Source organism: Aquipseudomonas alcaligenes, assembly GCF_003205495.1.
In the GTDB taxonomy this organism is placed as follows: Bacteria; Pseudomonadota; Gammaproteobacteria; order Pseudomonadales; family Pseudomonadaceae; genus Aquipseudomonas; species Aquipseudomonas alcaligenes_B.
This window is the reverse complement of the sequence record NZ_QJRX01000002.1, coordinates 357,052-371,189: the sequence shown is the minus strand read 5'-3', so window position 1 is coordinate 371,189 and position 14,138 is coordinate 357,052. Positions and strand designations below refer to the sequence as shown.

Here is a 14,138-nt window from a genome sequence, read left to right as displayed (position 1 = left end):
CCGATCTTTGCCGGTTCACTGCACCAGTGCCGCGCCCGCGCGGCAGGGTTTTCCCCGCTCCCACTGGTGGGAGAGGGGCTGGGGGAGAGGGCGTGGTTCGACGGCCCCTCTCCCCAACCCTCTCCCGTGAACGGGAGAGGGAGCAAAGCATGCTGCCCGGCCAAAACATCCAGCCGGACGGCACAAAAAAGGGCCGGTCCGCAGACCAGCCCTGGATGGTGCTTAACCGTTGCTCGGGAAGGCGAACTGCGCCGCCTCGTGGGAGGCGCGCTGCGGCCAGCGCTGGGTGATGGTCTTGCGCTTGGTGTAGAAGCGCACGCCGTCCGGGCCGTAGGCGTGCAGGTCGCCGAACAGCGAGCGCTTCCAGCCGCCGAAGCTGTGGTAGCTGACCGGCACCGGCAGCGGCACGTTGACGCCGACCATGCCCACTTCGATCTCGTCGCAGAACAGGCGCGCGGCCTCGCCGTCGCGGGTGAACAGGCAGGTGCCGTTGCCGTACTCGTGGTCGTTGATCAGCTGCATGGCCTGTTCCAGGCTGCCGACGCGGACGATGCACAGCACCGGGCCGAAGATTTCTTCCTGGTAGATGCTCATCTCCGGGGTGACGCGGTCGAACAGGGTGCCGCCGACGAAGAAGCCGGCTTCGCAGCCCGGTACGCTCAGGCTGCGGCCGTCGACCACCAGCTGGGCGCCCTGGGCCACGCCGGCGTCGATGTAGCCCTTGACCTTGTCGCGCGCGGCGCCGGTGACCAGCGGGCCCATGTCGAGGCCGCAGGAGGTGCCGGCACCGATCTTCAGCGCCTGGATCTTCGGCACCAGTTTTTCCACCAGGGCGTCGGCCACGTGGTCGCCCACCGCCACCACCACGGAGATGGCCATGCAGCGCTCGCCGCAGGAGCCGTAGGCCGCGCCCATCAGGGCGTTGACGGTGTTGTCGAGGTCGGCGTCCGGCAGCACCACGGCGTGGTTCTTGGCGCCGCCCAGGGCCTGTACGCGCTTACCGCGACGGTTGGCCTCGGTGTAGATGTACTCGGCGATCGGCGTCGAGCCGACGAAGCTGATGGCCTTGACCTCGGGGGCCTCGATCAGCGCGTCCACCGCTTCCTTGTCGCCGTTGATCACGTTGAGCACGCCGCGCGGCAGGCCGGCTTCGTGCAGCAGCTGGGCGATGAACAGGGTGGAGCTGGGGTCGCGCTCGGACGGCTTGAGGATGAAGCAGTTGCCGCAGACGATGGCCAGCGGGTACATCCACAGCGGCACCATGGCCGGGAAGTTGAACGGGGTAATGCCGGCGACCACGCCCAGCGGCTGGAAGTCGCTCCAGCTGTCGATGTTCGGGCCGACGTTGCGGTTGTATTCGCCCTTGAGCAGCTCCGGGGCGCCACAGGCGTACTCGACGTTCTCGATGCCGCGCTGCAGTTCGCCAACGGCGTCTTCCAGGGTCTTACCGTGCTCTTCGCTGATCAGCGCGGCAATCTTGTCCTTGTTGGCTTCCAGCAGCTGCTTGAAGCGGAACATGACCTGGGCACGCTTGGCCGGCGGGGTGTTGCGCCAGGCCGGGAAGGCGGCCTTGGCGGAGTCGATGGCAGCCTGGATGGTGCCACGGTCGGCCAGTTCGACCTGGCGCACGGGCTCGCCGATGGACGGGTTGAAGACCGGCGCGGTGCGCTGGCCGCTCAGAACGATGTCGCCGTTGATCAGGTGGGCGATGGTGCTCATGGGGTTATCTCTCGTGTCTTAACTTGTCTGGGACGGTGGTAGTCGCTGTACGGACTGCCACCCTACTGAGTTCTGGTCCCCTCTCCCGTTTACGGGAGAGGGTTAGGGAGAGGGGCTTTGGCTTTTATGCTGCCAACCACCCTCTCCCCCGGCCCCTCTCCCATGAATGGGAGAGGGGAGGTAAAGCGTCAATCCAGCTTGTTCAGCACATCGCCGACGGCGTTGAACAGGGCGTCCAGCTGCTCGGGCTGGGTATTGAAGGTCGGGCCGAACTGCAGGGTGTCGCCACCAAAGCGCACGTAGAAGCCGGCGTTCCACAGCTTGATGCCGGCCTCGAACGGGCGGATCACCGCGTCGCCGTCGCGCGGGGCCAGCTGGATGGCGCCGGCCAGGCCGCAGTTGCGGATGTCGATCACGTGCTTGCTGCCCTTGAGACTGTGCAGCTTCTCCTCGAACACCGGCGCCAGGGCGGCGGACTGTTCGATCAGGTGGTCACGCTTGAGCAGCTCCAGGGTGGCCAGGCCGGCGGCGCAGGCGACCGGGTGGCCGGAGTAGGTGTAGCCGTGGCCGAACTCGACCATGTGCTCCGGGGTGGCCTGCTGCATGAAGGTGTCGTAGATCTCCTTGCTGGCGATCACCGCGCCCAGCGGGATGGCACCGTTGGTGACCTGCTTGGCGGTATTCATGATGTCCGGGGTGACGCCGAAGTACTCGGCACCGGTCCATTTGCCCATACGGCCGTAGGCGGTGATCACTTCGTCGAAGATCAGCAGAATGTTGTGCTGGGTGCAGATTTCGCGCAGGCGCTGCAGGTAGCCCTGCGGCGGCACGATGACGCCGGCCGAGCCGGACATCGGCTCGACGATCACGGCAGCGATGTTGGAAGCGTCGTGCAGTTCGATCAGCTTGAGCAGCTCGTTGGCCAGCTCCACGCCGCCGGTCTCGGCCATGCCCTTGGTGTAGGCCAGGTGCGGCTGCAGGGTGTGCGGCAGGTGGTCGGCGTCCATCATCTGGCCGAACATCTTGCGGTTGCCGCCGATGCCGCCGAGGCTGGTGCCGGCGATGTTGACGCCGTGGTAGCCACGGGCGCGGCCGATGAACTTGGTCTTGCTCGGCTGGCCCTTCAGGCGCCAGTAGGCGCGCGCCATCTTCACCGAGGTGTCGGCGCACTCGGAGCCGGAGTCGGTGTAGAACACGTGGTCGAGGCCGGCCGGGGTCAGCTCGGCGATCTGCTCGGCCAGGCGGAAGGACAGCGGATGGCCGTACTGGAAGCCCGGCGCGTAGTCGAGGGTGCCGAGCTGCTTGGCCACGACCTCCTGGATTTCCTTGCGGTTGTGGCCGGCGCCACAGGTCCACAGGCCGGACAGGCTGTCGAACACGCGGCGGCCCTTGTCGTCGATGAAGTGGTTGCCGTCGGCACCGACGATCAGGCGCGGGTCGCGCTTGAAGTTGCGGTTGGCGGAGAACGGCATCCAGTGGGCATCCAGCTTGAGCTGGCTGGCCAGGGACGGGGTGGCAGTCTGCGGCATGTTCATCGTGGCTCTCCAGAGCGGCACTGTGGTCTTGTTGCCAGAGAAGGTGCCACGGGCATAAAGTCACGAAAATCCAAATATTCGCACTTTAAGTTCAGCCCGGACTAAACATATGAGCAGCCGCCGTTCCGACCCCCTGGCCCAGGTCAGCGACTTCGATATCCGCCTGCTGCGCCTGTTCCGCAGCGTGGTCGAGTGCGGCGGTTTCTCCGCCGCCGAGAGCGTGCTGGGCATCGGCCGCTCGGCGATCAGCCAGCAGATGAGCGACCTCGAGCAGCGCCTGGGCCTGCGCCTGTGCCAGCGCGGCCGCGCCGGCTTCGCCCTGACCGAGGAGGGCCGCGAGGTGTACCAGTCGTCGCTGCAGCTGTTCGGCGCACTGGAGAGCTTCCGCAACAACGTCAACGGCCTGCACCGCGAGCTGCGCGGCGAGCTGCACATCGGCCTGACCGACAACCTGGTCACCGTGCCGCACATGCGCATCACCCACGCGTTGGCGCGGCTCAAGGAGCTGGGCCCGGACGTGCGCATCCAGATCCGCATGACGCCGCCCTCGGAGGTGGAACAGGGCGTGCTGGACGGCAGCCTGCACGTCGGCGTGGTGCCGCAGAGCCACAGCCTGTCCGGCCTGGAGTACCAGCCGCTGTATGGCGAGCGCTCGCTGCTGTACTGCGCGGTGGGCCATCCCCTCTTCTATGTGGACGACGGCCAGCTGTCCGACACCCGCCTCAACGCCCAGGACGCCATCGCCCCGACCTTCCGCCTGCCGCCGGACGTGCAGGCGCGCTACCAGGTGCTCAACTGCACGGCCAGCGCCTCGGACCGCGAGGGCATGGCCTTCCTCATCCTCACCGGGCGCTACATCGGCTACCTGCCGGACCACTATGCCCAGCAGTGGGTGCAGCAGGGCCGCCTGCGCGTGCTCAAGCCGGCCAGCCGCTTCTACGACCTGACCCTGGCCTCGGTGACGCGCAAGGGGCGGCGCCCGCAGCTGGTGCTGGAGACCTTCCTGGAGGCACTGGCGAAGACCGGCTGAGCAAGCTGGAACGCCCGTGCCATCAGGCTTTTCGCCATTTTTCCAGCGAGCCAGACTGCGCCTTTTCGACGTTTTTCTGACACCCAATAGGGGGTTTTACCGAGCTGACGGGCAGCTTCGTCTGAACAACACACGTTTTTGACGCCCGAGGGTTGTTTCGTGACCCGCGCTGGGGTATCAGTTCGCACACAAAACCGATCATCAGTACGGACCCCTCAGATGTCAGCTGTTTCCTCCCCTGCTCCCAGCGCCGGCAAACCCGCCGGACGCATCCGCCAGAAGAACGAAAAAGCCATCATCGCCGCCGCCGAGGTGGAGTTCGCCCGCCACGGCTACAAGGGCACCAGCATGAACAGCATCGCCCAGGCGGTGGGGCTGCCCAAGGCCAACCTGCACTACTACTTCAGCAGCAAGCTGGGCCTGTACATCGCCGTACTGAACAACATCCTCGACCAGTGGGACGCCACCTTCAGCAGCCTGAGCGCAGACGACGACCCGGCCCAGGCGCTGTCGCGCTACATCCGCGCCAAGATCGAGTACTCGCGCACCCAGCCGCTGGCCTCGCGCATCTTCGCCATGGAAGTGATCAGCGGCGGCCAGTACCTGACCGCCCACTACAACCAGGACTACCGCGAGTGGTTCCGCCAGCGCGCCGGGGTGTTCCAGGCCTGGATCGACGCCGGCAAGATGGACCCGATCGACCCGGTGCACCTGATCTTCCTGCTCTGGGGCAGCACCCAGCACTACGCCGACTTCGCCAGCCAGATCTGCCTGTTCACCGGCAAGAACAGCCTGAAGAAGGCTGACTTCGAGGAAGCCGCCGACAACCTCGAGCGCATCATCCTCAAGGGCTGCGGCCTCACCCCGCCGGCCCGCGGCTGACCTCGCCGGCCCGGCGCGCGACGGCGCGCCGGGCGGCCGCCCTCCCCCACGCCCGCCATCCGCGCTACCCTGAGGAGACTTCGCCATGCTCCCGGACCCGCGCATGAAAGCCCTGCTCCCGCCGGCCCTGGCCCTGCTGCTCGCCGCCTGCCAGAGCCCCAACCCCTACCGCGCCGAAGGCCAGCCGCTGCCGCCGGCACCGCCCGAGGCGGCCAGCCATATCGACCGCAGCGCCTACCCGGCCGCGCCGCGCGACTACGCGCGCTACCGCAACTGGACCTGGCGCGAGCCGCCGGCCGGCAGCGCCTGGGCCGATGGCGCGCTGCTGGCCGAGGTGGTGGGCGCCGGCCTCGACCAGCGCGGCCTGCGCCCGGCCCGTGCCGGTAAGGCCGCCGACCTGCAGGTCGGTGCCAGCCTGCACCTGGAGCGGCGCCAGTACCAGGTGCGCGACGACTACGGCAGCTACTACGGCCACGGCCCCTACGGCGACCACTACGGCCTGTACGGCAGCGTGCCGCTGGTACGCACCTACGAGGTGGAGGTGGCGGTAGTGCGCATCGACCTGTACGACGGCGCCAGTGGCCAGCCGCTGTGGAGCGGCGGCGCCGAGGCACGCAGCGAAGGCAGCCAGGGCGAGCGCGCCGAGGCCCTGCGCCGCGCGGTGGAAGATGCCCTCGGCGCCTACCCGCCGAACTGAAACGGCGCTTGCCGAACGCCGCCGCCTGGGGTTCGATAGGGGTTCTGCCCCGGAGGTTGCACCATGTTCGCCCGCCTGCTCCTGCTGCCCGCCCTGCTGCTCCTGGCCGCCTGCCAGACGGCCCGGGTCGAGCGCGACTACGACCAGCACCGTGATTTCGCCGCCTACCGCAGCTGGACCTGGCAGGAGCCGGCCCTGCAGTACCGCCCGGACGACCCACGCATCCGCAGCGACCTCACCGAGCAGCGCCTGCGCCAGGCCATCGCCGAGCAGCTCGAGCAGCGCGGCCTGCGCCCGGCCCAGGCCGGCGCTATGGCGGACCTCAAGGTACAGGCCTGGCTGATCGTCGAGCAGCGCCAGGACCAGGTCAGCACCCATTACGGCGGCCACTGGGGCGATCCCTGGGGCGGCCCGGTGCACACCGAGACGCGCACCCTGGACTACCGCGTGAGCACCCTGCAGATCGACCTGCTCGACGGCCGCGATGGCAAGCTGGTCTGGCGTGGCAGCGCCGAACAGGTGCTGCGTCCGGCGCCGGAGAGCCCAGCCGAGCGCGAGGCGGCCCTGCGTGCCAGGGTGGCCGAGATCATCGGCCAGTATCCGCCGCAATGAACGACCGCCTGCTCGGCCATCGCCCGGCCACCGACGCCGACCTCGATCAGGTGGTGCAGTTCGTGCGCAACGCCGACGAGCTGTTCTTCGCCTTCCCCCGCGCCCACTGGCCGCTGACCCGCGAACAGCTGGCCGCTGCCTGCGCCGAACGCCAGGCCAGCACCCTGGCCCTGCTCGACGGCCGCCCGGCCGGCTTCGCCAACTTCTACCAGAGCGTCGCCGGCGACTACTGCGCCCTGGGCAACCTGATGATCGCGCCCTGGGCGCGCGGCCAGGGCGTGGCCCAGTACCTGGTCGGAGTGATGGAGCAGCTGGCCCGGCGCGACTTTGCCGCCCGCGAACTGCGGGTTTCCTGCTTCAACGACAACAGCGCCGGCCTGCTGCTCTATGCCGGCCTGGGCTATCGCCTGACGGGCCTGGTCGAGCGTCAGCGCGGCCAGCGCCGGGTGGCCCTGGCGCAGTTCGCCAAGCCCCTGCAAAGCTGACCGAAGGGACAGCAAAAAGGCATAATGCCGCCCCCACGATTTGCCCGGAGACCTCCATGCCCAACTGGTGGCTACTCGCCCTGCCCCTGCTCGCCGGCGCCATCATGCCGCTGCAGGCCGGCATCAACGGCCAACTGGCCAAGCATCTGTCCAGCGTCATGGCCGCCGCCCTGGTGTCCTTCCTGGTCGGCACCGCCGCGCTGCTGATCATCGTCCTGGCGCAGCGCGAGGTCTCCGGCCTGGCCGCGTTCAAGGGGCTGAACTGGTGGCACTGGAGCGGCGGCCTGCTCGGCGCCTTCTTCATCGTCACCGCGGCCTTCGCCGGGCCGCGCATCGGCGCCCTGCTGTTCACCGTGCTGGTGCTGGCCGGCCAGCTGGGCATGGCCCTGCTGCTCGACCACAACGGCTGGGCGGGCTTTCGCGAGGCGCCCATCACCCTGGGCAAGATCGCCGGCCTGGCGCTGATCATCGGCGGGGTCTGGATGATCCGCCGCGGCTGAACAGGAGGCCAGGCGACGGAGTGCTGGCACTTTGCCGCGAGTCGACGTTATGCTGACGATCAGCCGATTTTGTGATCACAGCGCATGGCTCCCGACGCACGCCCTCATCTCTCCGCCCACTTCGCCCTCTGGCGCGAAAGCCAGGACATGCGCGTGCGCACCCGCCTCGGCGGCATCTTCTACCTGCTGGCCTGGCTGCTGACCTGGGGCTTCAGCAGCACCCCGGCGGACATGACCCTGTTCGGCTCGCTCGGCGCCGCCCTGTTCGCCCTGCTGCTGGCCCTGCGCTGGCTGCACCGGCTGCCCAGCCAGGACAACGCGACCAGCCTCGGCCAGTGGATCGACCGTCACTGGCTGCTGATCCATGCCACCTGCCTGAGCTGGGGCCTGGCCCACGCCTGGGCCCTGTGGCACCCGCAGTTCGAGCCGTCGCGGCTGATCGCCACCCTCAGCACCGTGGCCTTCAGCACCGCCATGGCCTTCAACTTCCCCATGCGCAAGCAGCGCTGCGTGGCCGCCATCTTCCTGATCTACCTGCCCGGCCTGGTCGTGCTGGCGCTGCACTGGGCGACCCAGGAGGCCCTGCTGGTGACCCTGGCCTTCTACCTGGCCTACCTGCTGCTGGCCCTCAACCGCAGCCACCGCGAGTACCACGCGACCCTCGACCTGGAACAGCAGCTGCTCGACCAGCGCGAGCGCTACGAGCAGCTCAGCCGTACCGACAGCCTGACCCAGCTGGGCAACCGCCTGCAGTTCAACAGCCTGTTCCCGGCCATGGTCGCCGGCGCCCGGCGCCAGGGCACTCCGCTGTCGCTGGTGCTGCTGGACATCGACTTCTTCAAGCGCATCAACGACCAGTACGGCCACAGCAGCGGCGACGCCTGCCTGAGCGCCTTCGCCGAGCGCATGCGCCAGGTGTTCCGCCGCGACAGCGACGCCCTGCTGCGCCTGGGTGGCGAGGAATTCGGCGTGCTGATGCCGGGCACCGCACTGGAGCAGGCCCGCGAGCTGGCCGAACAGTTCCGCCGCGAACTCGCCGCCGACGGCTTCGAGCTGCAGGGCCAGAGCCTGCCGCTGACCACCAGCCTCGGCGTCGGCTGCCTGGAGCCCGGCGACGACAGCGCCGAATCCTTCTTCAAGCGGGTCGATGATGCGCTGTACCGGGCCAAGGCCGAGGGACGTGACAGGTTGGTTCTAGCGGCCCCCTGATTCTTGTACAAAAGTTATACAAACACGCTAGCAATACTCTGCGACAACTGTACAATCCTCTGACGCCATTAATTTGCCATCATCCGGCTCAGTTGGTTTCAGAGGAATACATCGTGCTCAAGACCCTCCTGCTCGACCTCAGCGTCCGCAAGAAGCTCCTATGCGGGTTCGGCCTGGTGCTGCTGATCACCCTGGGCGTAGCCCTGACCAGCCAGAGGGCGCTGGAAAGCACCCTGTGGCGCTTCGACGTGTTGCTGCGGGTCAACCAGATCGACAGCACCCTGGCCCATGCCCGCCAGGACGAGAAGAACTTCATCCTGCGCGGCGATGACAAGTACCTGCGCGAGGCGCTCAAGGCCATCGACGAGATCGACCGTCTGGTGGACGAGAGCCTGGCGGTGATGAGCCGCCCGGAAACCATCGCGCTGATGCAGGCGATCCGCACCGAGGCGACCGCCTACCGCCAGCAGCTGCAGGCCCTGGAACGCGCCAGTTCCGGTAATCGTGAAGCACAGGCCGCCATGGAGAAGGCCGCCCGTGAGGCCCTGGTGCAGTTCGACGAGCTGGAGCAGCGCCTGAACCAGGTCGCCGTCGAGCAGATCCGCCAGAGCGGCGACGAGAACAGCATCCGCACCCTGGAATTCGCCAACCAGGCCAGCACCCTGGCCCGGCAGATGCTCGACGCCCGGCGCCACGAGAAGAACTTCATCATCAGCGGCGCGGCCGAACATGCCCAGCGCCTGCAGAGCCAGTTCGACGGCCTGCAGCAGCTCGGCCAGGAACTGCGCGCCCAGCTGGACGACCCGGCCGCGCGTGCCGACATCGATGCCGCCCTGCAGCAGCTCGACGCCTACCGCGGCGACTTCGAGCGCCTGCGTCAGGCCGTGGCGCAGCGCGATAGCAGCGAAAGCGACATGACCGAGCGCGCCCGCCTGGTCGCCAAGGCCTCGGCCGACTCCCTGGCCCTGCAGATGAAGACACTCGAGGAGGAAGCCAGCCAGGCCGAAGCCCTGCTGCTGAGCGCCAGCGTGATCGCCTTCATCATCGGCCTGGCCTGTGCCCTGCTGATCACCCAGCTGATCGTGCGCCCCCTGCAGCAGGTGGTCGGCCTGGCGCGCAAGGTGGCCGAGGGCGACCTGTCGGAGAACATCGAGACGAGCCGGGGCGACGAGCTGGGCCAGCTGATGCAGGCCATGCAGGCCATGACCGAGAGCCTGCGCAACCTGCTGACCCGCCTGAGCAGCGGCATCGAGCAGCTGGCCACGGCGGCGGAGGAAATGTCCGCGGTGACCGAGCAGACCAGCGCCGGGGTCGCGCAGCAGCGCATGGAGACCGAACAGGTGGCCACGGCGATGAACGAGATGACCGCCACCGTGCAGGATGTCGCGCGCAACGCCGAGGCCGCCGCCGGTTCCGCCGAGCAGGCCGACTACCAGGCGGCCCAGGGCAGCCACACCGTGCAGCAGGCCATCGCCCGCATCGAGAACCTGGCGCAGAGCATCGAGCAGTCGGCCGGCTCCATCGAGCGCCTGAAGCAGGACAGCAACAACATCGGCACCGTGCTCGACGTGATCAAGAGCATTGCCGAGCAGACCAACCTGCTGGCGCTCAATGCGGCCATCGAGGCGGCCCGCGCCGGCGAGGCCGGACGCGGCTTCGCCGTGGTGGCCGACGAGGTACGCGCGCTGGCACGTCGCACCCAGGAATCGACCGCCGAGATCGAGGGCCTGATCAGCACCCTGCAGAGCGGTGCCGAAGGCGCGGTGCAGACCATGGGCCAGAGCCGCGAGCAGGCCGGCGACACCGTGACCGCCGCCCGCCAGGCCGGCGAGGCGCTGCAGGCGATCAACCTGGCGGTGTCGAATATCCAGCAGATGAACCAGCAGATCGCCACCGCCGCAGAACAGCAGAGCTCGGTGGCCGAGGAGATCAACCGCAGCGTGTCCAGCATCCGCGACGTGGCCGAGCAGTCGGCCGCGGCCACCGAGGAAACCTCGGCCGCCAGCGTCGACCTGGCGCGCCTGGGTGGCGAGCTGCAGACCCTGGTCAACCGTTTCAAGCTGGCCTGAGGCGAGCTCAGTCGTCGACGCGGAACTCCACCCGCGCCGTCGCCCCGCTCTGGTCGAGCAGGCTGAGCTGGTAGAGCCCGGTCGCCTCGAGCTTCTGCTCGAGGCTCTCGCCCGGCTGGCTCTCGCCCAGCGGCGCGCCATTGAGGAACCACCAGCGCGTGCCGCTGCCGCCCAGGGCCGAGAGGCTCAGGCGCAGCGGCCCGGCATTGCCGGCCGGGCGGCGCAGGCGGTCACCCTCGCGCACCCCGACGATGGACAGCGGCGCCGCCGGTGGCGGCAGTGCGGGCGGACAGCTGGGGGAGATCGCCGGCAGGCGCGCGGCGCGCCGCTCGCGGCGCGGCAGCCAGGGCTCCAGCGGCGCCGGCCACAGGGCCACCTGCACCTCCCACGCGCCGGCGCAACCGGCCGCCACCTGCCGGCCCTGTGCATCCAGCCAGAGCCGCTGGCTTAGGCCGAGGCCCAGTGGCTGGTCGAGCGCCTGCAGGGTCGGCGGCACGGTGCCGTCTAGGGTCCAGGCGAAGCGCTGGCGCCGGCAGTTGGGGTCGTCGCGCGGCAACTCCTGGCCCAGCGGCCAGCAGATGGCGGCCACGCCGATGCTCGCTGGCACCTCCTGCGGCGGCGGCACCAGGCCACGCTGGCGGTCGCGGTTGACCAGCAGATCGTGCACCTGCAACAGCAGCGGCGCCGCCGAGGCCAGGCCGAACTGGCCGGGCACCGGGGTGCCGTCCGGGCGGCCGATCCACACCCCGATCAGCTGGCGCGGGCCGACACCGATGGCCCAGGCGTCGCGAAAGCCGTAGCTGGTACCGGTCTTCCAGGCCAATACGGGGCGCTGCACCAGCTCGGCGCGCGGGTCGCGGTCCGGCCGCGCCTGCCCGGCGAGGATGCGCCGCACCACCCAGGCCGCGCCGGGCGAGAGCAGGCGCCGCTCGTGCAGGAGGTCCTGCGGCTGCAGGCGTGGCCGGGCGGCCACCCCGCCACGGGCGAAGGCGCTGTAGCCGGCCAGCAGTTCCTCCAGGCGGCTGCCGGCGCCGCCGAGGATCAGCGCGAGGTTCGGCTCGGCGCCGGCCGGCAGCGCCAGCGGCACGCCGGCGCCGCGCAGCTCGCCGGCGAAGCGCTTGGGCCCGTAGGCCTCCAGCAGCTGCACGGCGGGCAGGTTGAGCGAGGTGGCCAGCGCCTCGCTGGCCGACACCGGGCCGATGAAGCCGGCGGCGAAGTTGCCCGGCCGGTAGTCACCGTAGCGCCGCGGCACGTCCTGCAGCAGCGACTCGGAGTGGATCAGCCCGGCGTCCATGGCCAGGCCGTAGAGGAAGGGCTTGAGGGTGGAGCCGGGCGAGCGCTGGGCGCGGATCATGTCGACATGGCCGTAGCGCTTGTCGTCGCCGACATCCAGCGAGCCGAGGTAGGCGCGCACCGCCATGCTCTCGCTGTCGACCACCAGGATGGCCGCCGAGGTGCGTTCCGGCAGGCGCGCGCGCCAGCCCAGCAGCAGGTCTTCCAGGCGCCGCTGCAGGTTGGCGTCGATGGTGGTGCGGATCAGCGGCGGGCTGCCCGCTCCGTTCAGCCGCCGCGCCAGCAGCGGCGCCAGGTTGGGCTCCTGGCGCGGCGCCAGCAGCACCGGTTCCTGCAGCGCCTCGTGCACCGCCGCCTGCGGCCATACACCGAAGGCATCCAGGCGGCGCAGCACCTTGTCGCGCGCGGCTTGGGCCCGCTCGGGGTGGCGGTCCGGGCGCAGCCGGCTGGGTGCCTGCGGCAGCACGGCGAGCAGCGCCGCCTCGGCGCGGGTCAGCTGGCTCGGCGGCTTGCCCAGATAGGCCCAGCTGGCCGCCGCCACCCCCTGCAGGGTGCCGCCGAAGGGCGCGCGGTTGAGGTAGAGGGCGAGGATCTCGTCCTTGGACAGGTGCCACTCCAGCTGCAGGGTGCGCCACAGCTGCTTGAACTTGCCGCCGAGGCTGCGCTGATGCGGGTCGAGCAGGCGCGCCACCTGCATCGACAGGGTGCTGCCGCCGGACACCACGCGCCCGCCGCTGAGGTTCTGCCAGGCAGCACGGGCCAGGGCCAGCGGGTTGACCCCGGGATGGGCATGGAACCAGCGGTCCTCGTAGGTCAGCAGCGCCTCGAGGTAGTAAGGCGAGACTTCGTCCGTGGCCACCGGGTAGCGCCATACGCCTTCGGCATCGGCGAAGCGCCACAGCGGCGTGCCGTCCTCGGCCAGCACCACGCGGGCCAGGCCGTCCTCCGGCAAGGGCAGCGGGAACAGGCGGTCGGCCAGCCACAGCAGGGCCAGCGGCAGGATCAGCAGCACCAGCCTGCGCCGCCAGCGCTTCATCGCCGGCCCTCGCTGCGCGAGGGGCATCGGCTATGGCATGCTGCGCGGCAACCCTTACCGGCCCTGCGGATATTCATACCTTGATCCAAGACTTCTTCGAATGGCTGGGCCATGCCCTCGGCACCCTGATCCGTTTCATCGTCGACGCCCTCAGCGGCTTCTTCGGCCTGTTCGCCGACATCGGCCGCAGCTTCCTCGACGGCCTGGCCAGCGCACTGGGCACCGACGTCGACCTGCTCAGCATCGTCGCCATGGTCTGCGGCCTGTTGCTGCTCTACGCCGCCGTCCGCGCCGGCCTGCGCAAGGCCTTCGTGCGCATGGTGGTCTATGGGTTGCTGGGGTTGTGGTTGTTGAGTTTGATCGTGAGTTGAATTGCGCTCAAGGCACCCGTAGCCCGGATGAAATCCGGGGAAGCAGGCAACTCCGCTCCCGGATTGCATCCGGGCTACGGCCTCGGTAATCCGTGCAGGAACTCACTCTCCGGCGCGGGCTATCAGTCCGTCACCGTTCCCACACCAATCAACCGGCAATAATCCCCGCGCCACATAGCGATGAAAACTGGAGAACGGCCAGTCGCATACCCGACTGACCAAGCCATGCTTGAGCGGATTGGAATGGATGTAATCCACATGCACGGCGAAATCCACCTCATCACGTATCAAGTGCTCCCAAAAACGGCGCTGCCAGACATTTGCCTCGCCTTGCTCGTTAAGCGCCACCGGAAAACCCTTGTCGCGTAGAGCTCGAACGAATAACGATTTGAGTCGGCGAACTCTGCAGGAAAAATCGGCATCACCCTTAGGCAACTGCATCATCAGATGCAAGTGATCGGGCAATACCACCGTTGCAGGTATCTGAAACGGCCGCTCGCAAATGGTCTGCCTTATTGCATCGCGAAGTTCATCGCTATGCCGTACCAAACAGTCCTGGGTTCGATCCTGCAGAGCCAGCGTCAGAAAATAACAAGCACCCTCGATCCGGGCACGCCGGTAATTGACCATCGACCAGACCTCCTTGTCCGGTGTTCTTCAGAGTTCATCCTCGGCCGTAGCCCGGATGCAATCCGGGAAC

Annotated in this window: 13 protein-coding genes; 9 read left to right on the top strand and 4 right to left on the bottom strand. The window is 68.7% G+C overall.

Features of this window, described 5'->3' with window-relative positions; genetic code table 11:
- Nucleotides 1–222: 222 nt before the first annotated feature.
- Together DMO17_RS04420 and aptA are read right to left on the bottom strand one after the other, a co-directional pair.
- Nucleotides 223–1,719, bottom strand: coding sequence for a CoA-acylating methylmalonate-semialdehyde dehydrogenase (locus tag DMO17_RS04420; protein ID WP_110681097.1), 1,497 nt, complete (start codon nt 1,717–1,719; stop codon nt 223–225).
- A gap of 188 nt (nt 1,720–1,907) precedes the next feature.
- Nucleotides 1,908–3,254 (bottom strand): omega-aminotransferase AptA, encoded by a 1,347-nt coding sequence (gene aptA / locus DMO17_RS04415; protein WP_110681096.1) that lies wholly within the window; start codon nt 3,252–3,254, stop codon nt 1,908–1,910.
- Nucleotides 3,255–3,363: 109 nt separating this feature from the next.
- Between aptA and DMO17_RS04410 the strand changes: the two genes are divergently transcribed.
- The 8 genes from DMO17_RS04410 to DMO17_RS20175 all read left to right on the top strand — a co-directional run bounded on the left by DMO17_RS04410 (nt 3,364) and on the right by DMO17_RS20175 (nt 10,738).
- Entirely contained in the window at nt 3,364–4,284 is a 921-nt protein-coding gene (locus DMO17_RS04410) for a LysR family transcriptional regulator (protein ID WP_110681095.1), read from the top strand.
- A 219-nt stretch (nt 4,285–4,503) separates the two neighbouring features.
- Nucleotides 4,504–5,166, top strand: coding sequence for a TetR/AcrR family transcriptional regulator (locus tag DMO17_RS04405; protein ID WP_110681094.1), 663 nt, complete (start codon nt 4,504–4,506; stop codon nt 5,164–5,166).
- 103 nt (nt 5,167–5,269) lie between these two features.
- The gene (locus DMO17_RS04400; RefSeq protein WP_110681374.1) at nt 5,270–5,863 is read left to right on the top strand and encodes a DUF4136 domain-containing protein; all 594 of its coding nucleotides are present in this window, start codon (nt 5,270–5,272) and stop codon (nt 5,861–5,863) included.
- A gap of 63 nt (nt 5,864–5,926) precedes the next feature.
- Complete coding sequence (locus DMO17_RS04395; protein WP_110681093.1) at nt 5,927–6,475, top strand: DUF4136 domain-containing protein; 549 nt, start codon at nt 5,927–5,929, stop codon at nt 6,473–6,475.
- Complete coding sequence (locus DMO17_RS04390) at nt 6,472–6,960, top strand: GNAT family N-acetyltransferase (RefSeq protein ID WP_110681092.1); 489 nt, start codon at nt 6,472–6,474, stop codon at nt 6,958–6,960. Before DMO17_RS04395 ends, DMO17_RS04390 begins: the two co-directional genes overlap by 4 nt.
- Before the next feature lie 56 nt (nt 6,961–7,016).
- Nucleotides 7,017–7,460 carry a DMT family transporter gene (locus tag DMO17_RS04385; RefSeq protein ID WP_110681091.1) on the top strand — a complete coding sequence of 148 codons (444 nt, stop codon included), beginning with the start codon at nt 7,017–7,019 and terminating at the stop codon, nt 7,458–7,460.
- Between the two features lie 84 nt (nt 7,461–7,544).
- Entirely contained in the window at nt 7,545–8,669 is a 1,125-nt protein-coding gene (locus DMO17_RS04380) for a GGDEF domain-containing protein (protein ID WP_110681090.1), read from the top strand.
- Between the two features lie 110 nt (nt 8,670–8,779).
- Nucleotides 8,780–10,738 (top strand): HAMP domain-containing methyl-accepting chemotaxis protein, encoded by a 1,959-nt coding sequence (locus DMO17_RS20175; RefSeq protein WP_110681372.1) that lies wholly within the window; start codon nt 8,780–8,782, stop codon nt 10,736–10,738.
- A 7-nt stretch (nt 10,739–10,745) separates the two neighbouring features.
- Here DMO17_RS20175 and pbpC read toward each other — a convergent pair whose 3' ends face one another.
- Nucleotides 10,746–13,067 (bottom strand): peptidoglycan glycosyltransferase PbpC, encoded by a 2,322-nt coding sequence (gene pbpC, locus DMO17_RS04370; protein WP_110681089.1) that lies wholly within the window; start codon nt 13,065–13,067, stop codon nt 10,746–10,748.
- 80 nt (nt 13,068–13,147) lie between these two features.
- Between pbpC and DMO17_RS04365 the strand changes: the two genes are divergently transcribed.
- Nucleotides 13,148–13,438, top strand: coding sequence for a hypothetical protein (locus DMO17_RS04365; protein WP_375538001.1), 291 nt, complete (start codon nt 13,148–13,150; stop codon nt 13,436–13,438).
- A 102-nt stretch (nt 13,439–13,540) separates the two neighbouring features.
- Here DMO17_RS04365 and DMO17_RS04360 read toward each other — a convergent pair whose 3' ends face one another.
- Nucleotides 13,541–14,068 (bottom strand): REP-associated tyrosine transposase, encoded by a 528-nt coding sequence (locus tag DMO17_RS04360; RefSeq protein WP_110681087.1) that lies wholly within the window; start codon nt 14,066–14,068, stop codon nt 13,541–13,543.
- Nucleotides 14,069–14,138 lie beyond the last annotated feature (70 nt).

What these genes read in the sequence shown, in the direction of transcription:
- DMO17_RS04390 (WP_110681092.1), top strand. Translation starts at nt 6,472, where the DNA reads ATGAACGACCGCCTGCTCGGCCATCGCCCGGCCACCGACGCCGACCTC.
- DMO17_RS04380 (WP_110681090.1), top strand. Translation starts at nt 7,545, where the DNA reads ATGGCTCCCGACGCACGCCCTCATCTCTCCGCCCACTTCGCCCTCTGG.
- aptA (WP_110681096.1), bottom strand. Translation starts at nt 3,254, where the DNA reads ATGAACATGCCGCAGACTGCCACCCCGTCCCTGGCCAGCCAGCTCAAG.
- DMO17_RS04410 (WP_110681095.1), top strand. Translation starts at nt 3,364, where the DNA reads ATGAGCAGCCGCCGTTCCGACCCCCTGGCCCAGGTCAGCGACTTCGAT.
- DMO17_RS04395 (WP_110681093.1), top strand. Translation starts at nt 5,927, where the DNA reads ATGTTCGCCCGCCTGCTCCTGCTGCCCGCCCTGCTGCTCCTGGCCGCC.
- pbpC (WP_110681089.1), bottom strand. Translation starts at nt 13,067, where the DNA reads ATGAAGCGCTGGCGGCGCAGGCTGGTGCTGCTGATCCTGCCGCTGGCC.
- DMO17_RS04420 (WP_110681097.1), bottom strand. Translation starts at nt 1,719, where the DNA reads ATGAGCACCATCGCCCACCTGATCAACGGCGACATCGTTCTGAGCGGC.
- DMO17_RS04405 (WP_110681094.1), top strand. Translation starts at nt 4,504, where the DNA reads ATGTCAGCTGTTTCCTCCCCTGCTCCCAGCGCCGGCAAACCCGCCGGA.
- DMO17_RS04360 (WP_110681087.1), bottom strand. Translation starts at nt 14,068, where the DNA reads ATGGTCAATTACCGGCGTGCCCGGATCGAGGGTGCTTGTTATTTTCTG.
- DMO17_RS04385 (WP_110681091.1), top strand. Translation starts at nt 7,017, where the DNA reads ATGCCCAACTGGTGGCTACTCGCCCTGCCCCTGCTCGCCGGCGCCATC.
- DMO17_RS04400 (WP_110681374.1), top strand. Translation starts at nt 5,270, where the DNA reads ATGAAAGCCCTGCTCCCGCCGGCCCTGGCCCTGCTGCTCGCCGCCTGC.